Origin of the sequence: Hydrogenobaculum sp. 3684, from assembly GCF_000213785.1 — a bacterium.
GTDB lineage: Bacteria > Aquificota > Aquificia > Aquificales > Aquificaceae > Hydrogenobaculum.
On sequence record NC_015557.1, the window covers coordinates 46,116 to 58,622 of the forward strand.

At 36.4% G+C, this 12,507-nt stretch carries 11 protein-coding genes, 1 tRNA gene and 1 other RNA gene; 3 read left to right on the forward strand and 10 right to left on the reverse strand.

Translation table 11 applies throughout. The annotated features are described in order from the left end of the window. Positions 1-7 precede the first annotated feature (7 nt). The 5 genes from HYD3684_RS00280 to HYD3684_RS00305 all read right to left on the reverse strand — a co-directional run bounded on the left by HYD3684_RS00280 (position 8) and on the right by HYD3684_RS00305 (position 5,209). Positions 8-508 (reverse strand): HyaD/HybD family hydrogenase maturation endopeptidase, encoded by a 501-nt coding sequence (locus HYD3684_RS00280; RefSeq protein WP_015418705.1) that lies wholly within the window; start codon positions 506-508, stop codon positions 8-10. Beyond that, positions 505-1,200, reverse strand: a complete 696-nt coding sequence (gene cybH, locus HYD3684_RS00285; RefSeq protein WP_015418706.1) for a Ni/Fe-hydrogenase, b-type cytochrome subunit — start codon at positions 1,198-1,200, stop codon at positions 505-507. The genes HYD3684_RS00280 and cybH overlap by 4 nt, the downstream gene beginning before the upstream one ends. Then, positions 1,193-3,094, reverse strand: coding sequence for a nickel-dependent hydrogenase large subunit (locus HYD3684_RS00290; RefSeq protein ID WP_015418707.1), 1,902 nt, complete (start codon positions 3,092-3,094; stop codon positions 1,193-1,195). The genes cybH and HYD3684_RS00290 overlap by 8 nt, the downstream gene beginning before the upstream one ends. Before the next feature lie 3 nt (positions 3,095-3,097). Continuing rightward, complete coding sequence (locus HYD3684_RS00295; protein WP_237698647.1) at positions 3,098-4,165, reverse strand: hydrogenase small subunit; 1,068 nt, start codon at positions 4,163-4,165, stop codon at positions 3,098-3,100. 513 nt (positions 4,166-4,678) lie between these two features. Then, on the reverse strand, positions 4,679-5,209 hold the full coding sequence (locus HYD3684_RS00305) for a hypothetical protein (RefSeq protein ID WP_015418709.1): 531 nt from the start codon (positions 5,207-5,209) through the stop codon (positions 4,679-4,681). A gap of 47 nt (positions 5,210-5,256) precedes the next feature. On the opposite strand from HYD3684_RS00305, the gene HYD3684_RS00310 reads away from it, so the two are divergent. Continuing rightward, complete coding sequence (locus HYD3684_RS00310) at positions 5,257-5,985, forward strand: hypothetical protein (RefSeq protein ID WP_237698608.1); 729 nt, start codon at positions 5,257-5,259, stop codon at positions 5,983-5,985. Positions 5,986-5,994: 9 nt separating this feature from the next. Here HYD3684_RS00310 and HYD3684_RS00315 read toward each other — a convergent pair. From HYD3684_RS00315 to mazG, 5 genes are all read right to left on the reverse strand, one after another. Further along, positions 5,995-6,066 (reverse strand) — tRNA-Cys (locus HYD3684_RS00315). Positions 6,067-6,113: 47 nt separating this feature from the next. Continuing rightward, positions 6,114-8,018, reverse strand: coding sequence for a thioredoxin domain-containing protein (locus tag HYD3684_RS00320; protein WP_015418711.1), 1,905 nt, complete (start codon positions 8,016-8,018; stop codon positions 6,114-6,116). Positions 8,019-8,062: 44 nt separating this feature from the next. After that, positions 8,063-8,983, reverse strand: coding sequence for a DHHA1 domain-containing protein (locus HYD3684_RS00325; RefSeq protein WP_015418712.1), 921 nt, complete (start codon positions 8,981-8,983; stop codon positions 8,063-8,065). After that, the gene (locus HYD3684_RS00330) at positions 8,983-10,557 is read right to left on the reverse strand and encodes a S1 RNA-binding domain-containing protein (protein WP_015418713.1); all 1,575 of its coding nucleotides are present in this window, start codon (positions 10,555-10,557) and stop codon (positions 8,983-8,985) included. The genes HYD3684_RS00325 and HYD3684_RS00330 overlap by 1 nt, the downstream gene beginning before the upstream one ends. A 117-nt stretch (positions 10,558-10,674) precedes the next feature. Beyond that, complete coding sequence (gene mazG / locus HYD3684_RS00335) at positions 10,675-11,430, reverse strand: nucleoside triphosphate pyrophosphohydrolase (RefSeq protein ID WP_015418715.1); 756 nt, start codon at positions 11,428-11,430, stop codon at positions 10,675-10,677. Positions 11,431-11,578: 148 nt separating this feature from the next. Between mazG and ssrA the strand changes: the two genes are divergently transcribed. Together ssrA and HYD3684_RS00340 are read left to right on the forward strand one after the other, a co-directional pair. Then, positions 11,579-11,926, forward strand: a transfer-messenger RNA (tmRNA) gene (gene ssrA, locus HYD3684_RS08230). 82 nt (positions 11,927-12,008) lie between these two features. Further along, positions 12,009-12,473 carry a CZB domain-containing protein gene (locus HYD3684_RS00340; RefSeq protein WP_015418716.1) on the forward strand — a complete coding sequence of 155 codons (465 nt, stop codon included), beginning with the start codon at positions 12,009-12,011 and terminating at the stop codon, positions 12,471-12,473. Positions 12,474-12,507: the final 34 nt, after the last annotated feature.

Here is a 12,507-nt window from a genome sequence, read left to right on the forward strand (position 1 = left end):
GACCTCCTTAGGATGATGAAGGTATTTTTTCCAAAGCTTTTATACCTATATTTTGCAACTCTTGCAATACAGTTTTTATCAAATCTTCCATCTTAGAAGCGGTTTTCTCGTGAAGCTCCAAAGACACATCAAAACTAACTGGTTCTATGCCAACAAGTATAAGGTTTTCTTTTACAGGTTTTCCTATTAGATCTAAAAGCGCTAAAACTTCGGAAAAACCCACCTCGTGGGCTGATAGTTTGTTTTTAAGATAGTACTTTTTTACCTCTTCGTTTCTAAAAACGTATAAGCTGCCTGGTGGCTTTCCGCCCATAACGGCATCCACCACCAGAAGGTTATCTACTCCGTCTTGCAACATATACATAATCTCAAGACCAAGCGTGCCGGCATCTATTATCTCTATAGAAGGCTCGAAGCTGTATCTTTTTTCTATCTCTTTTATAACATGAACGCCCACACCTTCATCTTGCAAAAGTATGTTTCCTATACCCATCAAAATTGTTCTCATACGTCAGATATATCGGCAGGTACATGATCAAAAAACTTGTTGCCATTTACCATAGAAGATACTTCTCCGTCTTTTTCCAATATATCCTCTCTTATAACCATATAAACGTGTATCACCACAAAAAGCACAATAATCCAAGCTACTATATGATGCCATCTATGGACTTGATACTCACCGCCAAGCATAGGTATGACCCATCCAAATAGCTTGTCCCAAAACCCACCTGGGTTTGACCTTCCAAACATTGCAAAGCCTGTTATCACTTCAAATATCAAAAGCAAAAAAATCCCAAAATAAGCGGTTCTTGCCAGAGGATTTCTTATATAGGGTTTATGGCTTTTGGTGATAAAAAGATAGTTTTTCAATGTATCAACAGCGTTATCCCAATAAGCTTTTGTCCAAACTTTTGGTATTATGAGTCTATCGGCTTTTCTAAAAGGTATTATACTAAATCTCAAAATAAGGGCTGCAAGGAGGATATAACCAAAGCTAAAATGCAAAAGCCTTATCCAGTTCATGGTTATAGCGTGAAGGTCTCCAAAAGTGGCACTGTACCCTACGTTTCCTATGAAAAACGGGTTTCCTATGTATATACCGGTTACAAACAAAACGCTTATAGCCAAAGCCCATACCCAGTGGGCTATCCTTAGGGATGGACTAAAAAGATAATACTTTTTAATATCCTTATTCATAACAAGCACCCCCTATTTTAAAGCTCACCACTTCTTCTTTTTGTGTGTTGTAAACATGGGTAGAGCATGCTAAACAAGGATCAAAAGAGTGAATACTTCTTAATATCTCAAGAGGTTCTTTTGCTATAAGCACTATTGTATCTTGCATGGATCTTTCAAAGGCACCTTGTTGACCCTTCTCATCTCTTGGAGAGCCGTTCCATGTGGTGGGTACTACCGCTTGATAGTTTTCAATTTTCCCATCTTTTATGATACACCAATGCCCCAAAGCTCCTCTTGGTGCTTCAGATATACCTACACCTTTTGCTTGGCTTGGCCATGTGGATGGTTCCCATTTTTCCATGTTTGCCACAGAAGTGTCCCCAGCTTTTATGTTGTCGTAGAGTTTTTTAAGGAAATAATTTGATGCATTTGCTCCCAATTGACATTCCAAAGCTCTTGCTGCAGTTCTTCCTACGGTTGTTGGCATCCATACATGAGGAGGTAAGTTTAAAAGCTTTGAAACAAGCTCTATTTGATTTACCACCATTTCATCCATCCAAGAGGGTTTTATATGCCCTTGTTTTACTGCCGTATAAACTATCATATACCTTGCCAAAGGACCTACTTCTGCTGGTAAGTTTTTCCATCTTGGTGATTTTATCCAAGAATATTTTCCGTTTTCGTTTAAATATTTCCAATGGGTTTTTGTGCCTTCTTTTGGTCCTGTATAATAAGGATCTGTTATGCCGTTCCAAGGGTGTAGACCTTCGTTGTTGTTTGGATATTGATACCAAGAGTGCGTTACCCATTCTTGGATTACATCAGGATCTGTGAGATCTTTGTTTGTAAGAGGATAATACTTGGCTTTGTCAACGCCTTGGGCAAAGTTTTCTACAACACCGTTTGAATGATAAAGTATCTTTTGGTGATAATCACCGTTTTTTATGCTTTTATAAGGTTCATCTGGATAATCACCGTATCCTAAAACTCTTTCTTTTGATAAACCACCGCCGTAAGTCCAGCCTTTTTGAACATATATCTGACCTATAGCCAAAAGATCTATCAGGTAAAACAAGTTTGCAGCTTCTGCTTGAGTGTATACAGCATCTTCTACTACCGCAAGGCGTTCCATATTTATAGGAGCGTTCATATCGTTCATGGATATAGAACAGTTCATACCACCCACTATGTAGTGAGGATGAGGGTTTTTACCACCAAACACCACGTGAGGTATAACAAGCTCTCTTTGAACATCCAGCATATTTAGATAATGTGATACAGCTATAAGGTGTACTTCTGGAGGAAGCATTTTATAATCAGGATGATCCCACCAGTTGGCAGCGAATATACCAAGTTGTCCACTTTGCACAAGGTTTTTTATCTTATCTTGAAATGTTTTAAAATACCCTGGCGTTGCTTTTGGAAACTTCCTTGGATAAGCGTTACCGCCAAGAAAATCCGTATACAAAGATATGATACCACCGTAAGTTTGAAGTATTTGATTTTGCAAAGCCGCTGTAGCTACAGGGTCTGCCTTTATCGCCTCCAAAGGAGATACCCAGTCAAGAGCGTGAAGATGATAAAAATGTACCAAATGATCATGGGCATACAAAGTCCCAAGCATTATGTTTCTTATGTAGTTTGCGTTTTTAGGTATTTCTATATCAAGGGCATCTTCTATATTTCTTACTGAAGCTAAAGCGTGGATGGTGGTACAAACTCCACATATACGTTGTGTAAAAGCCCATACTTCCCTTGGGTCTCTATTTTTTACTATTAGCTCAATACCCCGCCACATCGTCCCTGCTGATACGGCGTTTGTTACTTTATGAGATGACTCATCTACTTCTATCTCAAGCCTCAAATGTCCTTCTATTCTAGATACTGGGTCTATAACAACTCTTGAACTCATATATCAATCCTCCTTCTTACCAGAGCGTATTTTACTTATTACACCGTGAGCTATAGCTCCTGCTGCCGCAGCACCTACTGCCACCGCACCTACTTTATTTGCATTTGACTCTGTACCTATAGATGGTATATTTTGCTCTCTGCTGTAGAAGTTCCCATTGTCCCAAAAACCATCCGCTGAGCATCCGATACATCCATGTCCAGATTGTATAGGATAAGAAAGTCCGTTGTACCATCTTAAATTCCCGCAAGAGTTGTAGGTGGTTGGTCCTCTGCATCCCATCTTGTAAAGACACCATCCTTTTTTAGCGCCTTCGTCGTCAAACTGCTCCACAAACATGCCTTCGTTGAAAAACGGTCTTCTGTAGCATGTATCGTGTATACGATTTCCGTAAAACATCTTTGGTCTTCCTTGAGAGTCGAGAGGGGGTAATTTTCCAAAAAGCACAGTATACATGATGGTCCCAGTCATTACTTCTGGTATTGGTGGGCATCCTGGTATTTTAACGATAGGCTTATCCGTTATTACCTTATGAATAGGTACAGCCGTTGTAGGGTTTGGCTTGGCAGCTTGCACACAACCCCAAGACGCACAAGAACCCCAGGCTATCACAGCTTTTGCACCTTCTGCTGCTTTTTTCAAGCCTTCTAAGAAAGGTTTACCTCCCACAACGCAATACATTCCATCGTCTCCAAGAGGTGGATTTCCCTCCACTGCCAATATGTATTCTCCATGGTATTTTTTCATTATGTCCTCTTTGTGTTTTTCTAAAGCTTCTCCGGCTGCCGCTGATAGCGTATCATCGTATTCTAAAGATATCATAGTAAGAAGCACATCTGAGGCCAAAGGTGTAGCTGATCTTATGAAGGATTCAGAGCAACATGTACACTCAAGCCCATGCACCCATATCACTGGTACTCTTGGCTTGGTTTCCATCGCCTCTACTACTTTTGGTATAAAAGCAGGTGGTAAACCCATAAGACCAGTGATGATAGCTGAGAACTTCATGAACTCCCTCCTACTCACCCCGTGTCTTTTGAGGGCTTCCCAAAAGGTCTCTTTCCCGTCTATCATAAAAGCCTCCCTTGAATAAGTATTCACTAATCATGTTAACACTTTTAATATTTCTTGTCAATGATTTCTTTTTATAAAAGCAATAAGACATATTTACACAGAAACTTTTTAAAGTCTTTTGAAATATGAGACTTTGAAGCTAAAAAATTATGTTAACAAGTCTTTGGACGTTTTGAGAGAGTTATTGTAAAGCATAACAGAAAGCGTTGTAGAGCAAACAAATCTTTTGGCCTTAAATACCGCTATAGAAGCAGCAAAAGGTATAAATTCAACCGTTAAACGCAGTCCATGTTCTGCTATAGAAGAGCTTCCAACTTTAGCAAAAGTCATTGGCTGATGTAGCTCAATAGCTTAAAATAGAAGTTTCTAAGTTTAAGTTTTAGGATTTTGGTATGAAAAAGGTTATTTTTGCCTTAGCTTTTTGTTTTATGGCATCTAACTCTTACGGTGTTTTATTAAAAGCTTCAAACGATAAATTTGTAGATGCTTTGTCCTTACGGGCTTTTAACGTTACAATCTTTTTAAGTCTATGGTGGCACTTCTTGTGACTATTCTTATCAACTTTGGAAAATCGTTTTGATGCGTTGAGCTATCGTACCATATAATTACTTTTCTGACATTGTTGCTATTTTTTACGTTAAAGAAATATATTTCGTTTTGCACGTTTTCTTCTGGTATTATCAAGATATTACCAACTTTTATGGGATTTCCTAACTCATAATGGGAATTGGTAAGCATAGATATAAAAATCGGTATCCATGCTTTTTCTTTCATTATCTTTTCCTCGTTGTATATACGTTTTTTGCCGTTGGTTATTTCTTCTAAAAAATAGTTGTCTCCATTTTTTTTAAACTTAAACTCATAGCTGTAAAATATTGAAAAAAGTCCTTTTGTTTTACCTTCGCAGTCTATGTTTTGTGGGCTTTTAATATCAACTGTTATAGTACCTGCACTAAACCCTATAAAATTTGTTTGATATTTCACAACGCTATCCCCATAAGAAAAGCCCCATAATAAAAGTATAAAAATTAAAAATCTCATATTATAAATATAAATATAAAACTTTTGATATGTGTTATAATAAAATCATGAAAAAGATATGTAGAGTAGCATGGAGCATAACTCATCAAGAGTTTACGGTGACGGATTATTATTATTTTTCTATTATTGAGAAAAGAGCCCCAGAGTTTGGGCTTCAGATTGACGAAGTGGACTCATGGGATAAGCTTTTTGAATACGATACGATAGTGTTTAACTATCCAGAGATTCCATTCACTGAAAAAGAAGTCCAAGATGTTGTAAAAGCGGTGGAAGAGCTTGGCAAGAAGGTGATACTTTTAGGCTATTACAAAAACGAAGATCACATAGCAGATACATGCAATACGTTGGCTAGGGCCTTTGGTATGGAGCTAAATCCAGATGAAATAACAGATGAAGTATCAAATTACGACGGAGATAAGTATTTTGTTAAAAGCACAAAGGTAAGAAGATACAACAAAGGTTTAGACAACAAGGTAAATGTTAACGCTGTAGTGCTTCCTTGTACATGCTCTATAAAAACCATAATGCCAGATATAAAGATAGTGGTAGCTGGAGAAGAAACTGCAAAATCAAATATGGAAAACTACCCTCTTTTGATAGCAGATCATATTGCACCAGTAAGCGGTGGATATTTTACACTGGCTGGTACTTGCGTGTTTTGGGACAATTACGCTATAAGGCTTGAAGATAATCTAAACTTTGCCATGAACATGCTTTGGCATGAAACACCACCTCAAGATACCCCCACAGGTAAAGCTGTAAGATTTGGCCTTTGATATATTAAAAGGCGACGAGCGGATTTGAACCGCTGTAAAAGGGATTTGCAGTCCCGCGCCTCGCCTCTCGGCCACGTCGCCTAAATAAGCTAATCCTAAGTAGCTTAATATTATATCACATAAAACTTTTAAAGTGATATGGTTTTTATCAGTTCATCTACACTTTTTACAGGGCTTAGACAAGTGTAATCTTTGCAAGCTATAAACGTTTCTTCAGATGATTCTTCATGGTATGGAACTATGTTTGGTAAGTAATGTTTGTAAAGTTCTAATACTTTTTCTTGGGCTTTTGATATGGGCATAGAAAGCAAAATCTGGTAACCTTTTTTATAAAGTAAAAAGCTTGTCATAAAGAAGCTACAAGCGGTAGGATTTCTAGAGAGCATATCAGAGTATATAGAAGATAAAATTTGATAGCGGTTTTCATATGTATCTTCTTTTGTTATAAAAAATAACTCCACAAGGTTTAAACCCATAACGGAGTTTCCAGAAGGTATAGCCCCGTCGTAAAGTGTTTTTTGAGGTATCAGTACATCTTTCCCTACACTAAGATAAAACCCACCAGCGTTTTTGTCCCATAGTTTTTCTATCGTTTCTTCTGTCAGTGAAATAGCTTTTTCTAAAGCATCTTTTGAAAATGTAGCTTTATAAAGAGAAAGATAGGCTTTTATAAGATAAGCGTAGTCATCAAGCATAGGTTCTATAAGCTTGTTGTGGTTTAAAGCGTGCTGTAATGGATGTTTTGATATGTTGTTTAGGTTTTTAGTGGCCATATCAAGAAAATCTTTGTCATCAAAAACTAAGTAGGCTTCTATAAGGGCAAAGTCCATCATGGCGTTTTGGTCAAGGAGTATCTTGTCATCTATAAGGGGCTTTTTTCTTTTTTCTCTAAAAGCTTTTAAAATCTTTAGCTCCTCTTCAAAGGCAAGGCTTGGTTCTTTTGCATATAATACATTTTTACCTGTATAAACTCTTTTAGCTTCGTCAAGAAAATTACCTTCTTTTTTTATATTGAAAAATTCTATAAACTTATCTGCTTTTTCTTTTAGTATATCTTTTATCTCTTGGTAAGTCCAAAGGTAAAAACCACCTTCTTCTCCTTCCGTATCGGCATCCATTGATGTATAAAAAAATCCGTTTTCGTATAGGTTTTCTTTTACAAAATTTATTGTTTTATAAACTGTATCTTTGAAAATCTCATTTTTCGTAAGCCTGTAAGCTTCAGAGTAAGCCAATATAGCCATCGCCTGGTCGTATAACATTTTTTCAAAGTGTGGTAAAAGCCAATATCTATCTGTGGAATACCTATGAAATCCTCCTCCTACATGATCCCATATACCGCCTCTTCTCATGTTTAAAAGTGTAGATAATGCCATGTCTTGAAAAGGTTGTTTTTGACTTTTAAGAAGAAGTAAAACATTGTGAAGGCTTGGAAATTTTGGGGCTTCGGAAAACCCGCCAAACTCTTCATCGTAGCGATTTGCAAGCCCAAAAAGCGCTTTATCTATAAAACTTTCATTTAACTCTCTTTTTTCAAAAGAATTCATGAATTGCTTTAGCTGTTCTACCAATCTTTTTGATTTTTCTATTATGTTTTTGCTGTCTTTGTCCCATAGGTCTTTTATTTGTTGTAAAAGCTTTAAAAAAGAGGCTTTTGGAAAATATGTACCTGCAAAAAATGGTTCTTTGGTGGGGGTTAGAAATGCTGAAAGTGGCCAACCACCGGAGTTGTTTAAAAGTACGCAGTATTCCATGTAAAGGCTATCTATATCTGGTCTTTCTTCTTTGTCTACTTTTATACTTACAAAGTATTTGTTTAAAAAAGATGCCACTTCTTCATCTTCAAAAGATTCTTTTTCCATCACATGGCACCAATGACAAGAAGAATAACCTATGGATAAAAACACAGGTTTATTTTCTTTGATTGCTTTATCAAAGGCCTCTTCTGACCAAGGGTACCAGTCAACGGGATTATAAGCGTGCATTCTAAGATAGGGACTTTTTTCGTTTATAAGTCTATTTGGTGTTTTCATCTGATAAAATATAAAAAGTCTGTTTTATTTTAAAATGTTTATAATCAGTTAATTAGGCTTTTAAAAAACATTTCTTTATCTATTATAGCCCCGGCTGCGTTGTCATGACCACCACCACCTAAAGATTCTGCTATCTTTCTTGCAGAACCATCTACACTTCTAAAGGAAAGTTTTACGAAATCCCCAGTTATATAAAACATACAGGCTATGTTGTGCTCTTTGGCAATGAGACTTCCTATCTCGCTTTGATATATAGGTGTGTTTATGGCTGGTATCTTTATGTCGTTTATATTTATGTAAAGAGGTGAATTTGACCACGTTTCTTTTAGCTTGTTTACCATAAAGTTTTTGTATTCTGATAGTATCTTGCTTTTAGCAGCTATTTCTTCAATATCTTTATGCAAAAACTCTCTCATCAAATCTGGTTTGTCTGTATACATGTATAAGAAATCGTTTACTTCGTCGGTGTTTTGATATCTCCAAAGCCATATATCTTTGTCTTTTACAATATCCACTATCATCGGTAAATTTTTGTCTATAAGGGTTTTGTAAGTAAGAGATGCACCGCTTTCCGTAGGATCGTATATAAAATTGATAAAATCGTACTCCAAAGCAATGGGTTTGTCTTCTTCAATGGGTTTTCCTATAAATTTTGATATCGTATTGGCAGCGGTCTTGTGATGGTCTATTATGACCACTTCCGTGTATCCTTGCTTTTCTTGTCTTAGGCTTTGAAGGTATATTAGATCATCCCATTTAGGAGCTATATCCAAAAACCATATTTTTGAAATCTCTTTGAAATTTTGTCCTTCTGGAGGCAAATACTTGTTTATGGCTTCTTTTACACTGGTACCGTGATTCAACGGTATAAATATAACGCTGTCTTTGTCCTTTATGTGTTCTTGTAGTATAGCGGCAGACATTGTGCCGTCTATACAGCTTTTATGAAAAAAACAAATTTCCATCACTTTAACTTGGTCTTAAGGATATCACCAAGCTTAAAGCCAGACGAAGAGTCGTTTACTTTTATAAACTCTTTTTGGTCGCCTTGCTCTTTTTGCTGTTTCTTGGTTTCTTGTATCATGCTGAAAGTAATCTTTTCCTCTTTTGGATTTACCTCTAAGACCTTCACCGTTATTTTTTGACCAGGTTCTAAGTTTGTATTTTTAGGTATTTCAGATATTGGCAATAGACCATCTACGCCTTCTGGCAAACCTAAGAAGGTACCAAAAGGTCTTACTTCTTTTACCGTAAGCTCTACTTGTTGTCCTGGTTTGTACCTTTCTGGTATTACACTCCAAGGATTTTGAGTAAGCTGTTTTAACCCAAGCTTTACTTTTTTGCCGTCTAGTCCTAGTACCATAAACTCTTTTTCTTCACCAGGGGTAAGTAGCTCCTCTGAACGTGCGTTTTTAAGCCAAGACATATCCTGTTTTTTCACTATGCCTTCTACGTTTGGCCCTAGCTCTATAAACGCAATGTTTGGATGTACGGTTTTTACTTTTCCTTTTACTATCGTATTTGGTGGGTTTGATTTTATAAAATCCGCTGCTGGGTTTTCTTCAGAAGGTACTATGTTTACATCTATTTGTTTTTTGTCTTTGTCTATTCTTGTTACAACAAGCTTTAATTTTGTGCCATTCTTTAGAGGCTTACCAATGTCTTTCATGCTTTCTTCTGGTACCAAGGCTATAATACCTTCTTTTAATTCTACGAAAAGTCCTTTTCCTTTTTTGTAGAAAGATACTTTGCCCTCTGTTTTGTCTCCCTCTTTTAACTCTAGCGTTTCCAATATATTCTTCTTTGGTTTTTTGAGGCTTAATATAATAAAATTGCCTTTTTTGGCTTTTTTTATAACTCTAACTTCTAGCGTATCGTTTTCTTTTACATTTGTACCTTTTGGTATTTCGTAATGCGGTACGAAGCCTCTAACCCCTTCTTTTAAAAGCACTGTAATACCCTTTTCAGGGTCTATTTTTATTACTTTTCCTTCTATCGTAGAGCCTACTTCTAACGAGTTTATAAATTCAAGTTGTTTTTGATGCCTTTCAATGTTCTCATACTCTTTGTAAGATACGTTTACTATAGGTTTTCCGTTTTCATAGGTGGCTTTTGTTACCAATACCTTTATTTTGTCTCCTATATTTACATGCCTTGGAGCTTCACCAAAAGGCATCAAAGCCCTAATATCTTCAAGTTGTACAAAAAATCCTGGTCTTCCTTTTGATTCTACCGTCACCTCTATAGGTGTTTTTTCTTCTAACGCTTTTTTGGCTATAGAAAATCCTTTAAAAGATTTTAAAGGTTTCGTGGAAAGTATTGGATTTTCAAGTCCTCTTAACTTTACAATAACCGCCTCTATTTCTTGGCCTATCTCAACATCACCTACTTCATACCGCCTTATAACGCCTTCTATTTTATAACCTATATCCAAGTACACGTTTGAATCTGTAATTTTTACCACAGAACCCTTTACTACGCTTCCTGTGGAAAACTGCTCCTTTTGAGCTTTTAATAACTCTTCAAACTCTGTTACCATGCCAAATCTGCCTCCAGTTGAGATATTTTATCATAAAATTTAGTGTGCAAAGCATTTCTTACACTACCAGTGTCTGTTCTTTTATCTATCCACAAAGTAAAATGCAATTTCATCGCTCTAAAACTCATAGTCAAACTTTTTTGCTTCCTTCCAATAGGTATCCATTTCTTCTAATGAAGCATCTTTTAGAGATTTTCCTTCGTTTTTTAGGCTTTTTTCAACAAAATTAAACCTTTTTACCATCCTATCGTTTGCTTTTTGTAGCGCTTTTTCAGCGTTTATACCTAAAAACCTTCCGTATTCTACTATAGCTATAAGTATATCACCAAACTCGTGTTCTATATCTTGGAAATTGCCATTTTCTAAAGCATCTTCTAGTTCCTCAAGTTCCTCTTTTAGCTTTTCTTTCACTTGATTTACATTTTCAAAATCAAAACCTACCTTAGCCATGCGGTCTTGGATTTTTTGGCATCTCATAAGGGCACACATCGATTTTGGTATACCATCTAAAAAGTGTTCTCTTTTTTCCGCTTTCTTATGTTCCCAATTTTCTAAAACAGCTTTTGGATCTTCGTTTCCGAAGACGTGTGGATGTCTTTCTACAAGTTTTTTTATTAAAAGCTCAAAAACATCGTTTATGTCAAATTCATTATTTTCTTTTGCTATCTGTGAGTGAAATACTACTTGAAGGAGTAAATCTGCCAGTTCTTCTTTTATAGCATCTTTATCTTTGGATTCTATGGCGTCCACCAATTCGTAAGCTTCTTCTAAGACGTATTTTGTGAGGCTTTCATGGGTTTGTTTCTTGTCCCACGGACAATTTTGTCTTACTTTTTCAAAGGTTTTGATAAGTTCTTCCAATATACAACTCATGTTAAAAAACTTATTTTAAGGCTTTACACCTTAAAAATCAATGTTTATTTTCTATGCTTTTACAAATACTTAGATAATCTTTGTAAAATAATGATATATATCATACAAATTTACGTATATTTTAGTAACTTAAATATATTCGTAAAGAGGGGGCGAACGGTTTCGACGTTGGAGCGCCGGGTAGATGATAGCAGGCCAGGTGGCGACTGCGATAGCCAAAACAAACAGCTCCCGAAGCTGAACTCTCTCTCGCTGCTTAACTAAAAGCAGCGCGTCCTTGCTGGTTTTGACACCTTGACCGGCAAAGGGCGTCAGAGAAAGGTGTCCTGGTTGGTGATTTGCTGTCTTGCGCCAAACCAGTACTTAAGACAGCCTGAGGTTTGTGGTTTTTCATAGGTTTTACCCCAAACCCAGCATCATAAAACCTATGTAAGCCTGTAGAAGTCATCTATCCCGGTTCTGACGGACGCGGGTTCGATTCCCGCCGCCTCCACCATAATAATAAACAACGGACTGCAATATCTTAATCAAAAATCAATAAAAAAAAGATATAATAGTTATTAATTAGGAGGTTTGCCATGTCCAGTCTAGATAGAGATGCTTTGTATAGGCTTGATATATTGGTTAGATATTGTGAGGATACCTTAAGCAAACTGAATAGTATTAAAGAACAACTTAACAGTGATAGTTTATTAAATAAGCTTGTAGAAGGCATACGCATGCATGAATTGTATATATTAAATTTTAAAAAGTTCTTAAACGGTGAGATTGATTGGATACCGCCAAAATATACACAATGCAATTTTGGCAAGATATACTACAGCATTGATAAAAGCTATATTTCAAAGACTTACGGAGAAGCTGCTGCTTCTATGTTTGAAAGAATTGGCAATATTCATATGAGTTTTCATGAAACTGCTGAGGAGTGTCTTAAGTGTAAAAATAACCAAGAATTTAAAATGCTAATCGTAGAGTTGGCTTCCAAAAGTAGTATGCTGGTAGATATGGCGTTGAGGCTATCGGCAACACTATCAAGAAACTGAAATAAGTCAAAGCTTATAGAAAAATAACAATTTT

Coding starts and splice junctions, on each gene's coding strand:
- HYD3684_RS00280 (WP_015418705.1), bottom strand. CDS start 508: ATGAGAACAATTTTGATGGGTATAGGAAACATACTTTTGCAAGATGAA.
- cybH (WP_015418706.1), bottom strand. CDS start 1,200: ATGAATAAGGATATTAAAAAGTATTATCTTTTTAGTCCATCCCTAAGG.
- HYD3684_RS00310 (WP_237698608.1), top strand. CDS start 5,257: ATGAAAAAGATATGTAGAGTAGCATGGAGCATAACTCATCAAGAGTTT.
- HYD3684_RS00330 (WP_015418713.1), bottom strand. CDS start 10,557: ATGGTAACAGAGTTTGAAGAGTTATTAAAAGCTCAAAAGGAGCAGTTT.
- HYD3684_RS00325 (WP_015418712.1), bottom strand. CDS start 8,983: ATGGAAATTTGTTTTTTTCATAAAAGCTGTATAGACGGCACAATGTCT.
- HYD3684_RS00340 (WP_015418716.1), top strand. CDS start 12,009: ATGTCCAGTCTAGATAGAGATGCTTTGTATAGGCTTGATATATTGGTT.
- HYD3684_RS00320 (WP_015418711.1), bottom strand. CDS start 8,018: ATGAAAACACCAAATAGACTTATAAACGAAAAAAGTCCCTATCTTAGA.
- HYD3684_RS00305 (WP_015418709.1), bottom strand. CDS start 5,209: ATGAGATTTTTAATTTTTATACTTTTATTATGGGGCTTTTCTTATGGG.
- HYD3684_RS00290 (WP_015418707.1), bottom strand. CDS start 3,094: ATGAGTTCAAGAGTTGTTATAGACCCAGTATCTAGAATAGAAGGACAT.
- mazG (WP_015418715.1), bottom strand. CDS start 11,430: ATGAGTTGTATATTGGAAGAACTTATCAAAACCTTTGAAAAAGTAAGA.